This window comes from Mordavella massiliensis, from assembly GCF_016902415.1.
GTDB lineage: Bacteria > Bacillota > Clostridia > Lachnospirales > Lachnospiraceae > Merdimonas > Merdimonas faecigallinarum.
In genome coordinates this window covers 1-22,640 of sequence record NZ_JACJLV010000035.1, presented here as the reverse complement: position 1 = coordinate 22,640, position 22,640 = coordinate 1, and the positions used below count along the sequence as shown (strand labels likewise).

Sequence of the window (22,640 nt, the reverse complement as noted above, 5' to 3'; positions counted from 1 at the left end):
CAGTATTCTTCCCCGATGACCGGCCGTTCCCCGCGGCCAGGCGACATCTCCTTGCCCACGCAGCCGCTCACCAGCTTTGCCAGTTCCCGCGCGGAAATGATCTGTCCCTTGTTCGTTTTCACGGTAAGATGGATCTCATATTTCCCTTTCGGCGTCATGTAAAAAACCGCGGAAAGCATGCGGACTCCCGCCTTTTTCAGCCGCGTCTTCAGCCGTTTTTCCATATGGTCGTCGGCAAAGATACCGGCGTCCAATTCCCGGGTGGTATACTGGATCAGCCTGGCAAAGCTGGTGAGCTGTCCGGCATATCCTTCCCGGTTCTGTACCATCCGGTTATTCCAGAGCAGGATCTCCTTGGCGTTTTCAAAAACCTCCAGAGTCTCTCTTAAGAATCTGGGCGCCAGAATACACTGCTTTTTCAGCTTCCTTTTCAGTTCCACGTTCAGTTCCGCGCCATACTCCGCAGCCGCGCACAGAATCTCATGCATGGCCTGATAGGTCCGGACCCGGTTCTCGCCCAGGCACGATTCTTTATTTTCACAGTTTTTACAGACCTTGTCTGTAACCTTTTCAAACATATCCTCCAGCTCTTCTTTGGTAAATGTCCCCTTATATCCTTCCAGTTTGAGGAAGGTCCTGGACAGATGCTTCAGCGAATCTGCAAACTTGTCCATCTGGACCACATAAGGATTCATAAATATCTCTTTCCCCTTGATCTCCTCCATGGATCGGTCCCCTTTCTGATATCTCCCCTGACTTAAACGAATCACCGGAAGTGCCAGAAGGCACATTCCGGGATTGTAAGCGGTCGCCAAGGTCTCGGGCAGGCCCGGACTTTGGCTCGTCGCCAGCACAAAAAAAGCTTCGGGAAATTTCTTTCCCAAAGCTCATCCTTTGTCATTTACTGCGCCCGGAATATGATCTCATTTTCATGGATCAGTCCAAGCTTATCCTTGGCCACATCTTCTATATACTCATCTGTGCCCACATATTCTTCCAGTTTATCAATCTGTTTGCTCCGTGATTTTTCTTCATCGATCTGTGACTCGAGTTCCGCGATCTGCGTCTCATACTCACTTTCCTGTGCTTTGAGTGTCACGCTGTTCACGGAAACCACTGCCAGAAGCAGTATGATCACTGCGCTGACTGCAAGCACGCTGGTTCTGTGGCGCTGCATCCGCCGGCTTCTCTTTTTCCCGCGGTTCTTTTTTCTTGTTTCTTCCATATTTATACTCACCCTTTTCGCCGGATCTTCCCGGCTTTACTCACCCTGTTAACGATTATATTAACTTTTTTCAGAAGGTGAATCAAGGGGTTTTCATGAATTCTTTGTGTCTTTCCCCGTAGATTTTTTTGTGTATTTTTTTCATCCGGCGAAACAAAAAACTGGTAAAAACCGCCCCAACCACAACACCTAGTATAAAATACCATCTTATACTACCATTGCTTGTATGGTAAATTTGCACAAACAAATAGAGCGCCGCGGCCAGCCAGTAGAGCAGGTCTTCCAATTCTATCACAGCCGCTCTGTGCGGGATCCACTCCCTGACGCATCCAATCCCCCGGTACACTGCCCGGAGAACCGCGCCTGAGAGGACAGCGGAAAAAAATATCATGATTTCTACCTGGATCTGCGGCATCTTGTCACCTGAAGAGTTTTGCGAATAAATTTTCCTGGGCTTTGCCATGTCCCTGTACATCGGAATAAGCCAGGCTGTCAATGCCTCCCGAGATATCTACTTCTCCTTTTTCAAGGCTCAGCCGGTTGACATGGAGATTGGCTCCTTTCACCATCAGCATGCCCTGTTCTGTTTCCAGCAAAATCTCGTTCAGATCAAAAGAAAGCACGTCGGTCACTCCCGTAACTGTGCTGGTCTTGCGGTTATTGATCACCAGCTTATGGTTTTTTGGTACGGTACGCTCTTCCACGTTTATCACAACCTTTCTTAGTAATCATATGAAAGGCTGTCTGGATTTATTACAGATATCGGAACAAGTCCTTTGCTTCTTCTTTTTTTGTAGTTTCCTGGATATCCAGGACTTCTACTTTTACATTTCTTGTCCCGAACTGGATCTCTATGATATCGCCGGGCTTTACCTTGACCGAAGCTTTTGCGACCGCGCCATTGACGGTTACCCGCCCCGCGTCGCAGGCCTCGTTTGCCACGGTACGCCTCTTGATCAGTCTGGACACTTTTAAAAATTTATCAAGTCTCATAGCCTTCTCGCTTTCTTAATGTCTCCGTTTTTTTACAGAAGAAAAACAGACTGCGTAGTTTCTACGCAGCCTGTCCTTTTATTTGAATGAATTATGCGTTTACAGCATCCTTTAAAGCCTTGCCAGCTTTGAACTTCGGTGCCTTGCAAGCTTCGATCTTCATGGTCTTGCCAGTCTGAGGATTTCTTCCCTCTCTTGCTGCTCTCTGGCTCACTTCAAATGTACCAAAGCCAACTAACTGTACCTTGTGATCTTTCTTCAGCTCGTCTGTGATCACGTCAATCAGTGCCTTTAAAGCTTTCTCAGAATCCTTCTTAGACAGTTCTGCCTGATCTGCAATTGCTGCGATTAATTCTGTTTTGTTCATGGATAATTTCCTCCTCTTGTTCAAATATAGAATCTTTTGCCTTAAATTCTATGAGTAGTATACACCGTGTGCGCGCTTCTATTCCGCACTTGTGGTGTCTTAGTTACTGTTATAACTGTTTTACTACTGTTTGTCAAGATTTTTTCACCGTTTTTCCCGTATTTTCAAGGCTTTTGAGCTATTTTAACCCGATTAAAGAAGTTCATCGATCATGGCAACCACTTCTTTGCCCAGTTTTGACGATTTTTCTTCCGCGTCTTCCAGCGAATTTCCCTTGACTCCGTAGTAGAATTTTACCTTCGGCTCCGTGCCGGACGGTCTTACGCACACCCATGCGTCGTCCGAAAGGTCATAGTACAGAACATTGGAGCTTGGCAGGCCTGTGCTCGTTACTTCTCCGGTCCTGATATCCTTGATGGTATCCGCCTTATAATCCCTTGCTTTCAGCACCTGGCATCCTCCGATCTGAGCCGGCGGATTCTCCCGCAGCGTATCCATGATCTTCTGGATCTTGTTCAGGCCTTCAATTCCTTTCAGCGTGATGGACTGGATATCGTCTTTATAATAGCCGTACTTCTCATACATGTCCAGCATCGCATCCCACAGCGTCTTGCCCTGTGTCCGGTAGTATGCCGCGGCTTCACAGAGAGCCATGGTGGCAACGATCGCGTCTTTATCCCTTGCATGTGTTCCGATCAGGCAGCCGTAGCTTTCTTCGAATCCAAAGAGATAACTGCCTTTTCCGGTGGTCTCAAACTTCAGGATCTGCTGCCCGATGTATTTAAAACCTGTCAGGACTTCGATCAGGCCGATGTGATATCCCTTTGCAATGGCATCTGCCAGGTTGGAGGTTACGATAGTCTTGATCAGATAACCGTCGTCCGGAAGACCGTACATTGCTTTTCTCTGTCCGATCTCATAATCCGCCAGCAGGCAGCCGGACATATTTCCGGTCAGGACCTTATAATCACCGGACGCAGTATCTTTCACATAAACGCCCAGACGGTCTGCATCCGGATCGGTCGCCAGCACCAGGTCTGCGTCCACTTCTTTTGCAAGCTTCAGTCCCAGTTCAAACGCTTCTTTTGCTTCCGGATTCGGATAGGATACGGTCGGGAACTCTCCATCCGGCAGTTCCTGCTCCTTGACTACATACACGTTGGTAAAGCCAAGCTCTTTTAAAATGCGGCGTGCCGGAATATTTCCGGTGCCGTGGAGCGGGCTGTAAACGATCTTCAGATCTCTTCCTACCGCATTGATGGAGTCCTGATGGATGACCTGTTTCTTCAGTTCCGCAATATAGCCGTCGTCCACTTCCTGGCCGATCACTTCATAGAGCCCGGCTTTCTTTGCTTCTTCCCGGTCCATCGTCTTTACCGTATTATAATCTGTCACGGCCTTTACCTCATCCATGATGCCCTTGTCGTGAGGCGGAGTAATCTGGGCGCCGTCTTCCCAGTACACTTTGTAGCCATTGTATTCCGGCGGGTTGTGGCTGGCCGTGATGTTGATGCCGGCGATCGCTCCCAGCCGGCGGACTGCATAAGAAAGTTCCGGCGTCGGGCGCAAAGATTCGAAAATGTACGCCTTGATCCCGTTTGCCGCCAGGCAGCGCGCCGCTTCATCGGCAAATTCCGGGGACATCCGGCGGGAATCGTAGGCAATCGCCACGCCTTTCGCCTGCCCGTTATTTTTTATGATATAATTTGCAAGTCCCTGTGTGGCCTTCCGTACCGTATAAATATTCATCCGATTCGTTCCTGCTCCGATCACGCCTCTAAGACCTGCTGTTCCAAACTCCAGCTCTTTGTAAAAACGCTCTTTTATTTCGTTGTCATCATCCGCTATACTCCGAAGCTCTTCTTTCGTGGCATCGTCGAAATAGGGATTTTTCAGCCATTCTTCATAACTTTCGCGATATTCCATTTTCGGTACCTCCTATCCTTAATGACTTTATTATACAACAGGAGTTTATAAATGAAAAGAAAATATCTCCTCTAAAAACCGTTTCTTTTCCTCGGTCTGGCGAATGGCTGTTTCCAGTTTTTCGAGGCTTTTTGCAGGCAGCAGCACTTTATTGGAACGGTAATAGGAGTCTGCAGTTTTCCAGAATTTTTCCGGGTAGACAAAGCGCAGGCAAAGATACTGCATTTCCTCTTCTGACAGTGGCCGGATCGCCGAATAGGCGTTCAGCATATTGTCTCCCAGCCGCACCTTCCATCCCTGCTTTTCCATCACTTTGCGCAGGAAATAGTACAGATCCTCCGCCTGAATGCCCTGCTTAAACTTCTCAAAACCGGTAACCGCGATCCGCGGCTGCTCTCTGCGTCCGAACTCCCGGCCTGGCTCCTGTCCGGACTCCGCCTGCAGGACCAGAATGTTATGGTAGTTGTACTCCCCGTGGACCAGGCAGCCCTTCTCCCGGCTGTCCGCGGCCAGATGCCGGTACCCGGAATCAGCCAACTTCTCCTCCGCGGCCTGCGCCCACAGATACATCTGGTCAAAACAGCGCAGGAACGCATATTCAAACTCCCCTTTCGGGGAAAGCTTCCGCACAAATTTCCGCACTTTGCAAAGCTCCCGGTTGTGCCGCGCATACTCCTCTTCCAGCGGATGCTCCCGATTATGCTGCGGATCTTCCCGATCGTGCCGCGCATATTCCTCTTCCGGCTGATGCTCACGATTACGCTGCGGATCTTCCCGATCGTGCCGCACACATTCCTCTTCCGGCAGACATTCCGGCGGGCATTCCAGCGCCGGCGGCTGATGTTCCGTCAAAAAATTGCCGCGCATCACAATATGCAGTTTCGCAAGCATTCCCGCCGCGGCAAGAAGTTCCCCCGGCCTTCGGACTTCACATTCCCGCCCGGCAAACCAGCGCTTCAAAATATACTTTCCGCCGTCTTCCATCTCCGCCACACATGCCCCCTCTTTCGTGCGGATAATATAGTCCACATTCTCATAACCCTGCCCAAGCAAAGCATCGTACAACCCACACAATACAGGAATACGTTTCGCAGTCCCCTGCACTTCCTTAAGCAGCAAGATCCCCTGATCCGTGTCGCATAAAATAGCACCCCTGGTCTTGCGGGTGCCGGTCACATCCATATCATATTTCTCCAAAACCGCTCGCTCATATTCCTGCATACTTCATCCCCTGCAACTCACATCACATGTTCTTTCTAGCGTATGCCCCTGGGGGATGAAATATGCCAATGGGGACGGGGGATTTCCAGAAATCCCCCGTCCCCATTGGCATATTTCTTTTTTATCCACATTGTTTTCCACAAACTTATCCCAAATGTTTTAATAACTCTTCTTTTGTATTGTATTCGGGACATTCAATTACCAGTTCCAATAACTCGTTCAGCTTTTCTCCTATTTCTTTTCCCGGCTGCATCCCGGCTTCGATCAGATCTTTCCCCGTCACTGCAAGCCCTTTTAATGATACGCACTGCCCGGCCTCTTTGATCTGGCCGTATAATTTCTCGATCTGATCCAGATTCTCTATCTTTTCTTCCCGTTTATATGTGCTTTGTGCCAGGACATCTGCCCGCCTGACTTCCAGATAAAAAGGAAATAAATCTTCTCCTATCCGGTTCATTGCCCTGCGGACCGCCCTGTCTGTCGCCGGCATTCGATAATCATGATAAAGTACAAGTCTGGAAACCTTGTGTTTGGTATCATTATCAAATTTCAATTTTGTCATGATTTCTTTTGCGATCTTTTCGCTTTCTAACGCATGTTTTTTAAAATGCGCGCGCCCGGTTTCATCCATCGTCTTTAACGCCGGTTTCCCCATATCATGCATAAGCATTGTCAACCGGAGAATCTTATTGGCCCGGATATTTGTCATGGCATGCAGAGTATGCTCTCCCACGTTATACATGTGATGCGGCGTTTCCTGTTCCGTCTGCATCAGAAGATCAAACTCCGGAAGAAATTGCCTGGTAATTCCCAGTTGATACGCTTCGCGCAGCATGTCCGGCCGGTCTGAAGTGAGCAGTTTCACAAGTTCCACCTGAATCCGCTCCGCACTGATCTTCTTAAGCGTCGGCGCCAGCGTCCGCATTCCATTTCGGGTCTCCTCGTCAATCTCAAACCCGAGCTGCGCAGCAAATCTTATTCCCCGCAAAATGCGCAACGCATCTTCCGAAAACCGTTCTCTCGCATTTCCCACGCAGCGGATCATTTTATTCTGCAAATCCGCCAGGCCGCCAAACACATCAATCAAACCCTCTGCATCATTATATGCCATCGCATTAATCGTAAAATCACGGCGCCGCAGGTCCTCCGTCAGACTGGCTGTAAAGGTCACTTCCTTTGGATGTCTCGCATCCTCATACTCCCCGTCTATCCGGTAAGTTGTAACCTCAAAGCCTTCCTTTTCCATAAGAACCGTAACCGTTCCATGTTCGATTCCCGTATCAAACGTCTTTGGAAAAATGGCTTTTACCTGGAAAGGTGTGGCAGAAGTCGTAATATCCCAATCCTCCGGCGTCCTTCCCAACAGCGAATCCCTCACACAACCGCCCACCGCATAAGCCTCATACCCATGGCTTTGCAGATTCAAAATAATTCTCTTAACTTTATCAGGCAAGACAATCTTCCTGTTATCCACATTTTCCCCTCCACTTATCAACATTATCATTATCATAACACATTTTCCAGGAATGGGGACGGGGGATTTTTGAAAATCCCCCGTCCCCATTCCTGGAAAGCCATCCTCTTTTCTATTATTTTCTTATTGCAACCTGCCCTTTATAACATCCTGGATCTTTTCTGCCTCGCCTTTGGATATCTTCAACAGGGTCTTCATCTCCTGCTCATAAGATTTCCTTAATTCTGCATAGTCTAATGCCTCTTGCAACGGAATTTCTTTTTGAGCCGCATAGTCTTCCAAAAGCATCATTGCGACTTCTATTTTCTGCTCAAACTCATCCGCCTTCTCATCAATAAAAATATCCCTGCACCGTTTTCCGTGAAATTCCATGAAATTCTGCCCTGTTTCAAATTCCTCTTTAATCTTTGCATAAGATTCTGCGCAGAGAATCTGGTCCTCTTCCGCATAAATCGTACAATATTCCTTCATACTTCCATACGGATAACTAACCAGATCTGAAGCCAGTCCTGCTTTCAACGGATTTAAATGAATATACCTCACGCAATTCCAAAAATAGGATTCATCCTCCACACATTGACTTCGGTAGCGGTCTTGAAATACATAACCGGATCTTTGATGTTTATAATTGTAATATAATGCGTATCTTGCTGAGATTACAGCCATGAAAAGCGCCAGTACTTCTAGTTCTCCCTGTACCAGCAAATGAAAATGATTTGGCATAATACAATATGCGTAGAAATTAATCTGATACTCTTTATAATACTTTCGTATAATGTTTATCATTCTGGACCGTTCCCGATTCTCTCCGAATATTGGGCGCTTTTCGAGTCCACGGTTCACAAGATGATATATTTTCGTTCTGCTTTCTTTTCTAGGTTTTCTCGACATTGAACCCCTCCTAATCCACATTTTGTGGAAAAGAGGATGGCTTTTTTGATTGGGGGACGGGGGATTTTCAGAAATCCCCCGTCCCCCAATCAATTTTTTAGTAAGATTTTCCCCAATATACCATGTGTTTGGCGGGTTTTCCACACCAGATACATTTATCAGAGATCATTTCTTCGTCCTCGATCAGACAGCGGGTCGCAGCTCCTCCGGTAGCGTATTTCACTTCACCTTCACACTCCGGATCTCCGCACCAGCATGCTTTTACGAAACCACGGTTTTCTTTGAATTTCTCAACCATTTCGTCCATGGTTACCGCAGTATCTATATGATTCTGCAGGAACTGATTTGCTCTGTCGTACATATCCTGCTGCTCCTGCTCCAGGATCTCGCGCAGTTTTACAGCGATTTCATCTAAGGAAACTACGATCTTCTCGCGGTTATCACGGCGTACCACTACTACCTGGTTTTTCTCCAGATCCTTCGGTCCGATCTCGATACGGGTCGGGATTCCAAGGATCTCCTGCTCGGAGAATTTCCAGCCGGTACTCTTGTCAGAATCGTCAATTTTAACTCTGTAGCCTGCTTTTTTCAGTTCCTCATAAAGTGCGTAAGATTTTTCCAGCACGCCTTCTTTATGCTGCGCGATCGGAATGATGCGGCATTCTACCGGCGCTACGTGAGGCGGCAGCACCAGTCCGTCATCATCGCCGTGTACCATGATCAGCGCTCCGATACTTCTGGTGGACCATCCCCAGGATGTCTCATATGCGCTCTGCAGCTGATTGTTCTTATCTACATACTTGATGCCAAATGCATCCGGGAAACCGCTTCCAAAGAAATGGCTGGTTGCGGACTGCAGTGCTTTTCCGTCATGCATCAACGCTTCGATCGTGTACGTATCCTGCGCGCCGGCAAACTTTTCATTTTCTGCCTTTCTTCCTGCTACGAACGGAATTGCCATGGTCTCTCTGTAACAGTCTTTATAAACTTCCCACATCTGGATCGTTCTTGCTTCCGCTTCTTCATAAGTTGCATGAAGCGTATGTCCTTCCTGCCACAGGAACTCTCTGGAACGAAGGAACGGTCTTGTGGTCTTCTCCCAGCGGAGCACGGAATTCCACTGATTCCATACCTTCGGAAGATCTCTGTAAGAACGGACCGTCTTTGCCCACAGATCGCAGAACAATGTTTCGGAAGTCGGACGGATACACATTCTCTCCTGCAGTCTCTCCATACCTCCGTGTGTGACCCACGCAACCTCCGGCGCAAATCCTTCTACATGATCCGCCTCTTTTTCCAGCAGGCTCTCCGGGATCAGTACCGGCAGATATACATTTTCTACGCCGGTTTCTTTAAAACGTCTGTCAAGATCTGCCTGGATCAGCTCCCAGATCGCATATCCGTTCGGAAGATAATTCAGACATCCCTTAACGCTGGAATAATCACACAAGTTGGCCTCGCGTACTACGTCCGTGTACCACTGTGCGAAATTTTCATCACGAGGTGTGATGTTTTTGACTAATTTTTCCTTTGCCATGACTTTCTTCTCTCCTTTTCATTGACAGGCGGGACTTCCCCGCCGAATAATGGTTTCAGAAGCGCTGTCCCGGCAAATAAAAACGCCGATCTTCGCGCTCCCTAAAAAGGGACCGAAAAGCTCGGCGGTACCACCCTAGTTAACTGCCCTTATCCGGCAGTTCGCTCATTTACCATTAACGCTGGCAGAACGCTGCATTTTCATGCAGGAGCTCCAAGGCCGGTTCCATCGAAACTCCCGGCAGGAACCTCACACCAAATGGCTCCCTCTCTGCGCCTGTTTCCATGTACTAATCCTCTTCACAGCCCATAAAAATCTTGAGTTAACCGTAATTCTAATCCATCCCTCCACATTTGTCAAGGTTCATTGCCCTGTAAAATGTACTGAAAATTTGCATATTCTATCGGCCTGTGTTTAAATAGAACATAAATAAGCACGGAAAAAGCCAAATCACCTTGCCGTGACCGGAGGATAGCATGAGCCATACACCAAACAACATCTCCATAAATATATTATATGAAGATCCGCAAATCATCGTCTGCGTCAAACCGCCGGGAATCGCGACCCAGTCCCGGTCTCTGGCCGCGCCGGATATGGTGCGGCTGCTCAAAAAACACCTGTATACAGGCCGTCCGGCAGGCGAACCTTATCTGGCAGTCATTCACCGGCTGGACCAGCCAGTCAGCGGAATCCTGGTTTTCGCAAAAACCCCCGCTGCCGCCAGGGAATTAAACCGTCAGCTGCAGGCATCCGATTCCCAGTCTTTTGGAAAATACTATCGGGCGCTCACAGCAAAAAAGCCGCCGCAAAATTCCGGCGTACTGGAAAATTACATGTGCAAAGATGCACGCAGCAACACCTCCAGAATCTGCAGCCCCGATACTCCCGGAGCAAAGCTGGCCAGTCTGGAATATCAGGTCGTCGACGACAGCTTCGGATGGGGACGGGGGATTTCTGAAAATCCCCCGTCCCCATCCGAAGCCGCCAACCTACTTATCCACATTTTCACCGGCCGGCACCACCAGATCCGTGTACAACTGGCAAATATCGGCTGCCCCATCATCGGTGACACGAAATATAATCCACAATCCCTGGGGAATATGGGGAAAACGGATGCCTGGCAGCAGATCTGCCTGTGCGCCTACAAGCTTTCTTTCCTTCATCCTAAAACAAAAAAACCCATGACCTTTGAGCTTGACAGCTTCAATGGTCATGGGCAGAGGCTCTAACGCTTTCCCATATGGATTTCCTGTTTTTTTGCATACAGGATGCATCTGGACACTACGTCCACGATCAGAAATCCCAGTGCAATCGCAAGGCAGGTTTCCAGTAATATGCCTGTTTCGCTGCGGGCCATTGCCTGGTCCGCGCTCACCCAGCCGTACATCATGTAATACAGATTCGGTCCGGGGATCAGCGGAAAGGCCGATGCGGTCAGGAATATCGTTGCCGGCGCCTTATTGATCCGGGACATGATAAATGCATACGCCGCCACAAAAACCGCCCCTGCCATCGTGGCGCCGAAGTTACTGGGCCAGACAGCAAATACGATCATATAGATCAGCCAGGTAAAAAACGCGCCGACTCCGGAATACAGCACCTGCACGCCTTTAATCTTAAACCACAGCGCAAATCCCACGCAGGCAATGGTACAGGAGATCAGCTGGATCACCGGATTCTGGTTCAGGGTAAATCCATCGGAGTGTCCGCCGCCAAAGAACCACATGGCAATGGCGATCCCAAAAGCAATGCCTGCCGCGCCAAGGATAGAATTCATAATATTGATAAGCCCGGAGATAAAATCCCTCTGCAGGATTTCCCGGATACCGTTCGTCGTACTGAGCGCACTGATCAACAGCATGACGATTCCGATCATGATCCGGTCCGGATGAGTACCGATCCCCAAAAGCGACATGCCGATGATCACCACTTCTGCGACAAACGCCAGGATCAGGTTGTAGATCAAAAGGTTGCTCTCTCTTTTCCCAAGCCAGTTCCCGACAAATACAATCAGAGCCGATACCAGAACCGCAACGATGCCGTCCAGGAGCCCGCAGCCAAAAAACACGGCAAATCCTGTTCCGCCCATGATCCCGGCCAGGTACGTTACCAGCTTTGACGGTTCCTTCCGGCTCATCACTTCCAGATATTTTTCATGGAGCTCTTCCGCATCCGGTGTATTTGCACAGACATATCTCGCCAGATTGTTCAGATAATCCAGCCGGTCATAGTTGATCCCGGTAGACTCAATATGCCGGATCTGTGTCAGGATCTCTCCCTCCGGCGTTTCCACTGTGATCTGGATATTGCTGGGAATCGCAAATACATCATACCGGACAAATCCGTAGCTCTTACACATCCGGTACAACGTATCGTCCAGCCGGAAATTCTCTGCGCCGCTGCACAGCATGCCCTCGCCGATATCCAGAATACCTTCCAAAATCCGCTTGTAATCCATCTTCCATTCCTCCAGTTATTTTCCTGTCCCTTAAATTACGTTAATCCCTTAAATTACGTATAGTCCTCATTGTAGAAAATAACCGGGAAAAATGCAATGCTTTTTCGAAAAGTTAAAAAATGCACAATCCGGGCGTCCCTTCCCTTTCCCCACTTCCCCGCATCATTTCTCTTGTATAAATTTCCCGATGTCGATATCCTGTGAAACCGCCTCCTCAATCTGACCGCTGTCCACCTCGAAGATCTCTATCTCCTGCCGGTCCAGCGTAACAAAAAATGTAAACAAAAAGCAGCACAAAAGCAGACGGATCCCAAATGTTCCTTTTTGCCCGCCTGCGTCATCCTGCCCGTACAATTCCCGGTAAGACGCGCCGTATCTCGGATGGACCGCCGGCAGATTCCGGTACAGCCCCCGATACTCCGGCACATTTCTTCTGTCACTGTACAGCGCCCGCGTTTCTTCCAGAAGTCTCTGTCTGCGCTTTTCCGACTCGTCCGCCTTTTTCATCATATACGCCCCTTTTCCATTGCAAGTCCTGTCACTGATATATATGCACGCGCCGTCGTCGATATTCACTTCGCTTTCATATGGCACAGCAATAAAATGGGGACGGGGGATTTCTGAAAATCCCCCGTCCCCATTTTAACCGTCCCCATTTTACCCCAAAAAAGCGGCGGCCCTTTTTACAGGAACCGCCGCTTTTATCCCCCTGGTGTCTATTCTTCTTCGCTGTCGTCGTTTTCCATGACCTCCTGGTATTTCTCCAGGATCATGGTCTGGATCCGCTCTCTTGTCGCGGAATTAATCGGGTGCGCAATGTCCCGGTACTCACCGTCCAATGCCTTCTTGCTCGGCATGGCAATGAAAAGTCCCTTCTCGCCTTCAATTACCTTGATGTCATGTACCACAAACTCCTCATCCATGGTGATGGAAACCACTGCTTTCAGTTTCCCTTCTTTTGCTACTTTTCTTACTCGTACATCTGTAATCTGCATCCTTGCTGCCCCTTTCTTCTACGCGCCGCGGTTTTTCTTACAGCGCGTATCTCTCGTTCTTTTCTACAACTACCTTCACACCATTTTCCCCAACATAGCGTGTGTTTGCTCTGATCGTGTCTCTGCTCTCGACGATACAATTCTCAATATAAGTATTGTCGCCAAGGTAGACGTCATTTAGAATAATAGAATTCTTGATCACACAATTATTCCCGACAAATGTTTTCTTGAAAAGAATCGAATTTTCCACGGTTCCATTGATGATGCTTCCGCTGGCCACCAGGCTGTTCTTTACGACTGAGCCCGGATTGTATTTTGCGGGAGGCAGATCGCTGACTTTGGAATAAATCTCCGGACGTTGTTTGAAAAAATATTCCCTGACTTCAGGTCTGAGAAAATCCATGTTTGTCCGATAGTACGCATCTACCGTTGATATGTTGCTCCAGTAATCTTTTATTTTATAACCATATATCTTTTTCAGATTCTTGTATCTGATCAGGATATCGGTTACAAAATCATACCTGTCTTCCTCTGCACAGTGCTCGATCAGGTCGATCAGAAGACGTCTTCTGACGATATAGATCCCGGTCGAGATCGTGCGGGAATTCGCCACCATGGGCTTCTCTTCAAATTCGGTGACCCTCATGGAATCATCCATCTTGATCGTTCCGAAACGGCTGGCGTCCTCACTGTCCTCCAGCTCCTTGCAGACTACGGTAATGTCTGCCTTTTTTGCGATATGGTATTCCAGCACCTTATTGTAATCCATCTTGTACACCGCATCCCCGGATGTAAGGATCACATAAGGCTCGTGGCATCTTCTTAAGAAATCCAGATTCTGATAGATCGCATCTGCAGTTCCCCGGTACCAGTAGCCGTTGTCCGCCGTGATCGTCGGGGTAAAGACATAAAGCCCTCCCTGCTTTCTTCCGAAGTCCCACCATTTCGATGAATTCAGATGCTCATTCAGAGAACGTGCATTGTACTGCGTCAGCACCGCCACCTTCTGGATATGGGAATTACTCATGTTGCTCAATGTAAAGTCAATGGCCCGGTAACTGCCGGCGATGGGCATCGCCGCTACCGCACGCTTGCTGGTCAGCTCCCGCATCCTGTGGCTGTTTCCGCCTGCCAGTATGATTCCTACCGCTTTCATACACGCTCACCTGCCTTTATCAAAGTCTCGCCGCTTTCCAGTACGCCGTTCGGATAATCTTCCTTTACGGTCACTCCGCTTAAAGCGGTGTTCTTTCCGATCTGTACCCCGGACGGCACTACCGTATTCTCTCCGATGGTCACAAGACCAAAGGAATAGATCGCCGGCTTCATCTTATTAGGAATGTCGCTGCCAATGCCAAGGGTGACATTGTCTCCGATCTCACAGTCTTCTGCAATGATCGACTTATCAATCACGCAGCCCTTTCCGATCACCGTATCTTTCATAATGATGGAATCACGGACCACCGCTCCTTCTCCGATCACAACGCCGGATCCGATCACGCAGTTCTTTACTTCTCCGTAGATCTCAGAACCATTACCGATAATACTCCTCTCGATCACGGCCTGTCCGGAAATATACTGGGGCGGCAGGATTCCGCTGTTGGTGTAGATCTTCCAGTATTCCTCGTAGAGGTTAAATTCCGGAACAATGTCGATCAGTTCCATATTCGCTTCCCAGTAGGAACCCAGAGTCCCCACGTCCTTCCAGTAGCCATTGTATTCATAGGCAAATAATCTCTGCCCCTTCTCATGACAGTATGGAATGATATGTTTTCCGAAATCACATCCCGGTTCATTCTTCAGCGCCACCAGCGCTTCCTTTAACACCGGCCAGCTGAAAATATAGATTCCCATGGACGCCAGGTTGCTCTTTGGCTCCGGCGGCTTCTCCTGGAATTCCGAAATCTGTCCGTCTTCTCCTGCTACTACCACTCCAAAACGGCTGGCTTCTTCTATCGGCACAGGCATGGCCGCAATCGTGACGTCAGCCTTATGCTCTTTGTGATAATCCAGCATGATCTCATAATCCATCTTATAGATATGATCTCCTGAAAGGATCAGCACATAATCCGGATGATACGTTTCAATATAATCCAGATTCTGATAGATTGCATTTGCCGTTCCGGTGTACCATTCGCTGTTGCTGCTCTTTTCATAAGGCGGCAGGATCGTTACTCCCCCGAAGTTCCGGTCCAGGTCCCAGGAAATACCGATACCGATATGTGTATTCAGACGCAGCGGCTGATACTGTGTCAGAACGCCCACGGTATCGATCCCTGAATTGATACAGTTACTTAAAGGGAAATCTATGATACGGTATTTTCCGCCGAATGCAACGGCCGGTTTTGCTACCTTCGCCGTGAGGACGCCCAGTCTGCTGCCCTGTCCTCCCGCCAGCAGCATTGCAATCATCTCTTTCTTTCGCATGTCATCACCCCTTTTTAGTAAGTTATTGCTCTATTATATCATACAAATATATATTCGTGAACAATATTTACAAATAAAATCTGTTTTTTCTTTCCTTTTTATGAAAATATCACAAAAACTTACAGCTTGGTTTTTTTTCCATATCTGTATATAATAATATGGAAGGAATGTAATTTTATGACAATGAATTCGGAAAGGTATGAACGCTTATGTATCAGATTAATTTCAGTGAACCTGTACACATACATTTCATCGGGATCGGCGGGATCAGTATGAGCGGACTGGCTGAGATCCTCTTAAAAGAAGGATTTACCGTATCCGGCTCAGACAGCAAAGAATCCGCCCTGACCGACCGGCTGGAAAGGCTGGGCGCGAAAGTCTTTTACGGACAAAAGGCTTCCAATATCATCCCCGGCATCGACGTCGTTGTCTATACCGCGGCGATCCACGAGGACAATGAAGAATACCAGGCCGCTGTCTCCAGGGGGCTTCCTATGCTGAGCCGCGCGGAGCTCTTGGGCCAGCTGATGAAAAACTACGACATGCCCATCGCAGTCTCCGGTACGCACGGAAAGACCACGACCACATCCATGCTTTCCCATATCCTGCTGGCTGCAGATCTGGATCCCACCATCTCCGTGGGCGGCATCTTAAAAGCCATCGGAGGCAATATCCGGGTCGGTGATTCCGGCGTATTCGTAACCGAAGCCTGTGAATACACCAACAGCTTCCTGCACTTTTTCCCGAAGATCGGCATCATCTTAAATATTGACGCAGATCATCTGGATTTCTTTAAAGACCTGGACGACATCCGCCACTCCTTCCGGAAATTTGCCGAGCTTCTTCCGGAAGACGGCGTTTTGATCGTCAACAATGAGATCCCGGATCTGGATACATTTACAGACGGCCTTGCCTGCCGCGTGGTGCGTTATGGAAACGACAGCTCCCTGGATTACAGCGCTACGAATATCGCCCACGACCAGCTGGGAGACGCTTCCTTTGACCTGGTCAAATCCGGCATCTTTGTCGACCGGATCACTCTGGCCGTCAACGGAGACCACAATGTGTCCAACGCGCTGGCCGCCATTGCCGCCTGCGACATCCTGGGCGTGCCTGTGGAATCCATTAAAAAAGGACTGAAAGAATTTACCGGTACAAACCGGCGGTTTGAATATAAGGGCGAGTTTGACGGCATCACCGTCATTGACGACTACGCCCACCATCCCACAGAGATCCGCGCGGCCTTAGAGGCGGCCGCCCACTATCCGCACCGGGAGATCTGGTGTGTGTTCCAGCCCCATACGTATACCCGGACCAAAGCTTTGTTCCCGGACTTTGTATCCGCCCTTTCTCTGGCGGACCACATCGTTCTAGCGGACATTTACGCGGCCCGCGAGACCGACACTCTGGGGATTTCCTCCGAAGACATCGGAAATGCACTGAAGGAAAAAGGCTGCGACGCCTGCTACTTCCCCTCCTTTGCTGAAATCGAAAATTATTGCAGAGAACACTGCCAGAAAGGCGACCTGTTGATAACTATGGGAGCGGGAGACGTTGTAAACATTGGGGAAGCGCTGTTAAAGGACTAGTTATCCACATTTTCCACAGGATTTTATCCACAAAAAACTTGTTTTTTGCGTCAGAAATTTCTTTATCCGGCCCCTGTCCGGTGCTATAATAAACAGCACAAGATTTGGAAGGAGCATTTGAGAAGATCATGACGAAGTTAACTCTCAGAAATTGCGCGCAGGATAATATCACTGTGCTGGAAAATGAATTTATCGACCGTTACATGGCCCAGGCAAACGGGGAATATGTAAAGGTATATCTTCTTGTTCTGCGCCACCTGGGAGATTCTTCCGGCATGCTGTCCATCCCGGAGATGGCGGACATCCTGGAATGTACAGAAAAAGATGTTCTCCGTGCGCTTAGGTACTGGAAAAAGCAGGGCATCCTGGATTACACGGACTATGGCGACACTGCGGAAGCCAAGGCTCCTGCCCGCGGCACTTCTTCCCCGGATCACGCGGAAGACTTTGCCGGCCGGACACCATTAAGAGACGACAAAGAATTTAAGGAACTTTTGTTTGTAGCAGAACAATACCTGGGAAAGACCTTGTCTTCCTCTGATATTGATACCATCATTTACTTTTTTGATTCGCTTTCCATGTCCGCGGATCTGATCGAGTACCTGATTGAATACTGCGTGGAAAACGGCCACAAAAGCATGCACTATATCCGGGCCGTCGCCCTGTCCTGGGATTCCCAGAACATCCGGACTGTGGAGGAAGCAAAGGCCAATACCCTCCAGTACCACAAGAATTATTACTCCGTACTCAAAGCCTACGGTATCGGCGGACGCTCACCTGCGTCCTCGGAGATCGCCTACATACGGAAATGGCATGAGGAATACGGTTTTTCTCTGGATATTATCCTGGAGGCCTGCGAACGCACCATGAATGCGATCCATCAGCCCAACTTTGAATATACAGACTCTATTTTGAAAAACTGGCGTTCCAAAAATGTCCGGCATTTGAAAGATATCGAAGCGGTGGACGCTGATTTCCAGAAGGCAAAGGAACAAAGGACGGCTTCCCGCGAGAAAAAGACTATCCGATCCAATAAATTCAACAATTTTGAAGGGCGCTCCTACAACATGGACGATCTGGAGCGCAAACTGATCCAGCAATAATAAAGGAGAGCATTTTTCATATGGCTTTAACCAATTCGCAGTACGACCAGATCATGCGTATTTATGAACAAAGACAGATTGAAGATGAGCACCGCCTCCGGGAACATTACCGGAAGGCCTACGCTCTGATCCCTGCTCTGGAACAAGTGGATCAGTCTATCTCATCTCTTGGCATAGAAAAGGCAAAACGGCTGCTGGAGGGCGACGAAAACGCCCTGTCTTCTCTCAGAGAAGAACTGGGCCGGCTGATCGAACAAAAGAAGCGTCTCCTGGCAGAAGGCGGTCTTCCCGCAGACTATCTGGAACGCTCCTACAGCTGCCCGGACTGTCGCGACACCGGCTATATCGGCACGGAAAAATGCCACTGCTTTAAAAAAGCCGAGACAGATCTTTTATATCAGCAGTCCAATCTTCAGGAAATCCTGGAGAAAGAAAATTTTTCTACTTTTTCCCTGGACTATTATTCCGCAAATCATATAGATCCTGTCACCGGGCGGTCTGCAAAGGAAGCTGTACAGACGGCCTTAAAAGTATGCCATGATTTTACCGATCATTTTTCCGGCCAGTTTCAGAACATCCTGCTGTACGGGGATACCGGCGTGGGAAAGACTTTCCTGTCCCACTGCATCGCCAAAGAACTGATGGATGCAGGTTTTTCCGTCATATACTTTACAGCGGCCGGATTATTTGATATATTTGCAAAGTGTGTATTCGGCAGGCACTCGGGAGAAGAAGAGGAGAGTCTGGATCACATCTATGACTGCGATCTTCTCATCATCGACGATCTGGGAACGGAACTTTCCAACTCCTTTACGGTTTCCCAGCTCTTTATCTGCCTGAACGAACGTATTTTAAGGAAAAAATCAACCATTATATCCACCAATCTTGCACTGGAGGATATTAAAGCCATCTATTCAGAACGAACCTTTTCCCGCATCAGCAGCAGTTACACACTTCTGCGGCTGACGGGAGACGATATCCGTATCCAAAAAAAATTATTAAACCTGGGAGGTACTAAGGATGCTGCGACGCACTGATCGAAATCTGGACAACATTCCCATTGGAGCACTGGGGCTCATCGCGCTGGAAGGCTGCGAGGAAATGGGAGCAAAGGTCAACGACTATCTCGTGAAATGGAGAAGAGAGGACGGACATATCCACAAAAATGATGTGGCTTTCAGCGGATATGAACGCGACACCTATCTGGTAAACGCAAATGTTCCCCGTTTCGGCTCTGGGGAAGCCAAGGGAATCATCAAGGAATCTGTCCGCGGAATGGACATTTATATTATGGTAGATGTCTGCAACTACAGCCTGACCTATTCTCTGACGGGACACATCAACCACATGTCTCCCGACGACCACTATCAGAACCTGAAACGTGTCATTGCCGCTGTAGGCGGAAAGGGCAGACGGATCAACGTGATCATGCCTTTCCTGTATGAAAGCCGCCAGCACCGCAGAACCAGCCGGGAATCCCTGGACTGTGCTCTTGCCCTGCAGGAACTGGTCCGCATGGGCGTAGACAATATCATCACTTTTGACGCGCATGATCCCCGTGTCCAGAACGCGATCCCGCTGAATGGATTCGAGACCGTGCGTCCCACCTATCAGTTTGTAAAGGGACTGTTACGCCGGTTCGACGATCTGAAGATCGACAGCAAGCACATGATGGCCATCAGCCCGGATGAGGGCGCTACCGAACGCGCGGTCTACCTGGCCAACGTGTTAAACCTGGATATGGGCATGTTCTATAAACGCCGGGACTACACCCGTGTCGTTGACGGGCGCAACCCCATCGTGGCCCATGAATTCCTGGGTTCATCCGTAGAAGGCAAAGACGTGATCATCCTGGACGACATGATCTCCTCCGGAGACAGTATCCTGGACGTTGCCCGCCAGCTGAAAAAACGCCACGCAAAACGGATCTTCGCGGCAGCCACCTTCGGTCTTTTCACCAATGGAATGGAGAAATTTGACAAAGCTTACGAAGAGGGCATCCTGGACGCGATCCTGACCACCAACCTGATCTATCAGACGCCGGAGCTTCTCTCCCGTCCTTACTATATCAACTGTGATATGAGTAAATACATCGCGCTGATGATCGATACCCTGAATCACGATGGTTCCATCAGCAGTATCCTGACCCCGAGCGAACGGATCCAGGAAGCTGTTGCCAGATACAACCGGGGAGAGGAAGTATAAAGCCTCTTCTCACTCAGGCACTTAAGAAGGGGCGCGGTACCTGCCGGAATTTTTTCCCGGCAGGTACCGCGCCCCTTTTTCTTATCCGCATTTCTGTTCAAACCATCATATCTCCACCACATTACAGGGGATCCCCAGTTCCCGGAGAAGCCGGATCTCCCTCTTCTGGCAGGTAAAGATCAGCACCTGTTTCTTCTGGCCGGCCAGCCACTTAAGAGTATGCTTCAGCCGTTCCTCATCATAATTTCCAAACGCATCGTCCAGGATCACCGGCTGCTCTTCTTCCTGCAGGATCCCGGCCGCAGCCATACGAAGGGCAAAACAGATCTGCTCCACGGTTCCGCAGCTCACCTGCTCCATGGGGATCCGCCGAAGCCCGGGCGACGTCTCATCTCCTTCTTTCAAAAGAACCATATGAAGGCCTTCCTCCACCCGGATCTTCGTATATGCTCCTCCTGTGATCTGGCAGACGATCTTCGAGGCCTCTTCATTTAAGCGTTGTTCCAGCCGCTTCCGGAACACTTCCGACAATTCGTTCATTCTGAGGATCGCCGTCTGTAGCGCCTGATTCCTCTTCTCCAGCGCCCGCTCCGCCTTTCCCGACGTCTGCATCTCCGCAAGCTGCTCCTGCAGGTTGTCATACTGGATCTGCTTATCCTTCTTCTCCCGGCCGATCCGCTCCAGTTCCCAGCGAAGTCTTTCCTCAGACATCTCCTCTTCCAAAAGAAGTTCCTCCGGAAACTCCTCCGTCAAAGACTGGTTCTTTCTTTTCCCCACTTTCAACCGGTTCCATACATACACGCTGCAGGCAAGAAAGATCACAATCACGATCAGATAATTGATGGGACGGGGAAACAGGAAAAATGCAGCGATAATAGCAGCCGCAAAGATCAGGATCTCCACCGGATGGATCCGCCACTTCGCAGGCCGGATCTCATCCACCAGGCGCTTGTGTTCTTCCGGGCCAGGTTCCTTTCTTTCCGCCTGGGAAAGCCTGTCTTCCAGCGTCTGTTCTTCTTCTGTCAGCCGGTGGATTTCTCTCCAGATGTAAGAAGCTTCCTGCTCCACAGATTCCCGCTCTCTCTGCTTTTCATAGAGCGCTTCCCGCATCTCTTTTTCCACCGCTTTTTTCTGCTCCTGAAGATAGCGGATCGCCTGTTCCGGCCTAAGGTCTCCATTTCCCGAAGCATAACAGCTGGTCGCATATTCTTTCAGGGCCGCCGCAAGCGACTGGTCCGGCCTTGCCTTTAGCTGTCCTATGGAAATGGTATTATCATAGCCCGCCGGGGTTAATCCGCCAAGCAAAAGGTCCAGATCCCCCTCTGCAATGCTCAGCTCCTCCCCGTCGTCTTCACAGATCAGCTCCGCTTTTTTCTGCTGCCGGTCAAAATTTCTGTCGATCCGGAAAACCTTTCCTCCACTCTCAAATCGCAGGACCCCTTTGTACTGGCCAGGCCCTTCCCACGGTTCGTAAATACTGTAGGTGTCATGAAGCGACGCCCGTCCCCGTCCCCTCTCGATCCCAAACAGCATCCCTTTGATAAAGGCATGGATCGTGGACTTTCCAGACTCATTTTCTCCATATATGACATTGATCCCGTCTTCCAACCGGATCTTACGATTCTGAAATTTTCCAAAATGCTGCAGTAATAATCCTAGAATCTTCATCTTTATCCTCTTGCGCTCGTTTCTCTCTAGTCCGCCCTCGTCTCCATCAATGCGCATACGCCCTCGCAAAGGGCCTGATACTCAGCGCTGTCTTCCTCTGCTCCCAGAAAACTCTCTATGTAGCTTCCGAGGAAATTCTCCCGGTTCTGCTCCAGAAGCCGTTCAAACGCGTAGGAAGGCCGGGTCTCATCGGCAATCTCCACAATATTTCCATAGACGTCCATGCCGCTAAGATCAAAACGGATCTCCGGATCCCGGTATCCGGTAATCTGTACCAGATACATGTGTTCCGTGCCGCCTTCCTCTATCGCTTCCCGGATCTTCTCTTTTACCTGATATCCGGTCATGGCAGAATCCGCCTGGACCGAAAGCTCCCGGTATTCCCGCAGAGCCACAGGCACAAACCGGGTCCGGCAGCCCTCTTCTGTCAGTTCTCCGGCCACATAGCCGTGGGGGCCGAGATCTCCCGTATCGGTAGGTTCCAGCGCTCCCGCATAGACCATCCGGTTTTCTTCCAGGGCCTGGGGCTTGTGGATGTGTCCCAGCGCCACGTAATCATAT

General features: G+C 49.3%; 22 protein-coding genes, 1 pseudogene and 1 other annotated feature. Of the genes and pseudogenes, 5 read left to right on the top strand and 18 right to left on the bottom strand.

What is annotated here, in order from left to right:
- The 11 genes and pseudogenes from H6A13_RS10040 to proS form a co-directional block, all read right to left on the bottom strand.
- Positions 1-725, bottom strand: a pseudogene (locus H6A13_RS10040) (SpoIIE family protein phosphatase); the annotation flags it as partial.
- Between the two features lie 176 nt (positions 726-901).
- Positions 902-1,225 (bottom strand): FtsB family cell division protein, encoded by a 324-nt coding sequence (locus H6A13_RS10035; RefSeq protein WP_204909454.1) that lies wholly within the window; start codon positions 1,223-1,225, stop codon positions 902-904.
- Positions 1,226-1,307: 82 nt separating this feature from the next.
- On the bottom strand, positions 1,308-1,640 hold the full coding sequence (gene yabQ / locus H6A13_RS10030) for a spore cortex biosynthesis protein YabQ (protein ID WP_204909453.1): 333 nt from the start codon (positions 1,638-1,640) through the stop codon (positions 1,308-1,310).
- 4 nt (positions 1,641-1,644) lie between these two features.
- On the bottom strand, positions 1,645-1,938 hold the full coding sequence (gene yabP, locus H6A13_RS10025) for a sporulation protein YabP (protein ID WP_476703432.1): 294 nt from the start codon (positions 1,936-1,938) through the stop codon (positions 1,645-1,647).
- Positions 1,939-1,978: 40 nt separating this feature from the next.
- A complete protein-coding gene (locus H6A13_RS10020) occupies positions 1,979-2,218 on the bottom strand; it encodes an RNA-binding S4 domain-containing protein (protein ID WP_204909452.1) in 240 nt (79 codons plus the stop codon).
- Positions 2,219-2,309: 91 nt separating this feature from the next.
- The gene (locus H6A13_RS10015; protein WP_275952159.1) at positions 2,310-2,609 is read right to left on the bottom strand and encodes an HU family DNA-binding protein; all 300 of its coding nucleotides are present in this window, start codon (positions 2,607-2,609) and stop codon (positions 2,310-2,312) included.
- Positions 2,610-2,777: 168 nt separating this feature from the next.
- Positions 2,778-4,511 (bottom strand): phospho-sugar mutase, encoded by a 1,734-nt coding sequence (locus H6A13_RS10010; protein ID WP_204909450.1) that lies wholly within the window; start codon positions 4,509-4,511, stop codon positions 2,778-2,780.
- 45 nt (positions 4,512-4,556) lie between these two features.
- Positions 4,557-5,732: a protein kinase family protein gene (locus tag H6A13_RS10005; protein ID WP_204909449.1), complete on the bottom strand. Its 1,176-nt coding sequence runs from the start codon at positions 5,730-5,732 to the stop codon at positions 4,557-4,559.
- 145 nt (positions 5,733-5,877) lie between these two features.
- Entirely contained in the window at positions 5,878-7,206 is a 1,329-nt protein-coding gene (locus H6A13_RS10000) for a CCA tRNA nucleotidyltransferase (protein ID WP_338043055.1), read from the bottom strand.
- 123 nt (positions 7,207-7,329) lie between these two features.
- Positions 7,330-8,190 (bottom strand): transposase, encoded by an 861-nt coding sequence (locus tag H6A13_RS09995; RefSeq protein ID WP_204909447.1) that lies wholly within the window; start codon positions 8,188-8,190, stop codon positions 7,330-7,332.
- A gap of 4 nt (positions 8,191-8,194) precedes the next feature.
- Positions 8,195-9,634 (bottom strand): proline--tRNA ligase, encoded by a 1,440-nt coding sequence (gene proS / locus H6A13_RS09990; protein WP_204909446.1) that lies wholly within the window; start codon positions 9,632-9,634, stop codon positions 8,195-8,197.
- Positions 9,635-9,738: 104 nt separating this feature from the next.
- Positions 9,739-9,946, bottom strand: a binding site (T-box leader).
- Between the two features lie 164 nt (positions 9,947-10,110).
- Between proS and H6A13_RS09985 the strand changes: the two genes are divergently transcribed.
- Positions 10,111-10,863 (top strand): RluA family pseudouridine synthase, encoded by a 753-nt coding sequence (locus H6A13_RS09985; protein ID WP_204909445.1) that lies wholly within the window; start codon positions 10,111-10,113, stop codon positions 10,861-10,863.
- On the opposite strand, the gene H6A13_RS09980 is transcribed toward H6A13_RS09985, so the two are convergent.
- The 5 genes from H6A13_RS09980 to H6A13_RS09960 all read right to left on the bottom strand — a co-directional run bounded on the left by H6A13_RS09980 (position 10,860) and on the right by H6A13_RS09960 (position 15,514).
- Entirely contained in the window at positions 10,860-12,092 is a 1,233-nt protein-coding gene (locus H6A13_RS09980; protein WP_204909444.1) for a threonine/serine exporter family protein, read from the bottom strand. The genes H6A13_RS09985 and H6A13_RS09980 overlap by 4 nt on opposite strands.
- A 162-nt stretch (positions 12,093-12,254) precedes the next feature.
- Positions 12,255-12,602, bottom strand: coding sequence for a hypothetical protein (locus H6A13_RS09975; protein WP_243416359.1), 348 nt, complete (start codon positions 12,600-12,602; stop codon positions 12,255-12,257).
- 206 nt (positions 12,603-12,808) lie between these two features.
- Entirely contained in the window at positions 12,809-13,087 is a 279-nt protein-coding gene (spoVG, locus tag H6A13_RS09970; RefSeq protein WP_204909443.1) for a septation regulator SpoVG, read from the bottom strand.
- 37 nt (positions 13,088-13,124) lie between these two features.
- Complete coding sequence (gene glgD, locus H6A13_RS09965; protein WP_204909442.1) at positions 13,125-14,243, bottom strand: glucose-1-phosphate adenylyltransferase subunit GlgD; 1,119 nt, start codon at positions 14,241-14,243, stop codon at positions 13,125-13,127.
- A complete protein-coding gene (locus H6A13_RS09960; RefSeq protein ID WP_204909441.1) occupies positions 14,240-15,514 on the bottom strand; it encodes a glucose-1-phosphate adenylyltransferase in 1,275 nt (424 codons plus the stop codon). Before H6A13_RS09960 ends, glgD begins: the two co-directional genes overlap by 4 nt.
- 209 nt (positions 15,515-15,723) lie before the next feature.
- On the opposite strand from H6A13_RS09960, the gene murC reads away from it, so the two are divergent.
- The 4 genes from murC (at position 15,724) to H6A13_RS09940 (ending at position 20,411) form a co-directional block, all read left to right on the top strand.
- A complete protein-coding gene (gene murC, locus H6A13_RS09955) occupies positions 15,724-17,103 on the top strand; it encodes a UDP-N-acetylmuramate--L-alanine ligase (RefSeq protein ID WP_204909440.1) in 1,380 nt (459 codons plus the stop codon).
- A 128-nt stretch (positions 17,104-17,231) separates the two neighbouring features.
- The gene (locus H6A13_RS09950) at positions 17,232-18,206 is read left to right on the top strand and encodes a DnaD domain protein (protein WP_204909439.1); all 975 of its coding nucleotides are present in this window, start codon (positions 17,232-17,234) and stop codon (positions 18,204-18,206) included.
- 20 nt (positions 18,207-18,226) lie between these two features.
- Positions 18,227-19,243 carry an ATP-binding protein gene (locus tag H6A13_RS09945; protein WP_204909438.1) on the top strand — a complete coding sequence of 339 codons (1,017 nt, stop codon included), beginning with the start codon at positions 18,227-18,229 and terminating at the stop codon, positions 19,241-19,243.
- Positions 19,227-20,411: a ribose-phosphate pyrophosphokinase gene (locus H6A13_RS09940; RefSeq protein ID WP_204909437.1), complete on the top strand. Its 1,185-nt coding sequence runs from the start codon at positions 19,227-19,229 to the stop codon at positions 20,409-20,411. The genes H6A13_RS09945 and H6A13_RS09940 overlap by 17 nt, the downstream gene beginning before the upstream one ends.
- 105 nt (positions 20,412-20,516) lie before the next feature.
- Here H6A13_RS09940 and H6A13_RS09935 read toward each other — a convergent pair whose 3' ends face one another.
- Both H6A13_RS09935 and H6A13_RS09930 read right to left on the bottom strand, forming a co-directional pair.
- The gene (locus tag H6A13_RS09935) at positions 20,517-22,079 is read right to left on the bottom strand and encodes an ATP-binding protein (protein ID WP_204909436.1); all 1,563 of its coding nucleotides are present in this window, start codon (positions 22,077-22,079) and stop codon (positions 20,517-20,519) included.
- 26 nt (positions 22,080-22,105) lie between these two features.
- A partial coding sequence (locus H6A13_RS09930; RefSeq protein ID WP_420827230.1) for a metallophosphoesterase family protein occupies positions 22,106-22,640 on the bottom strand: 535 nt, incomplete at its 5' end.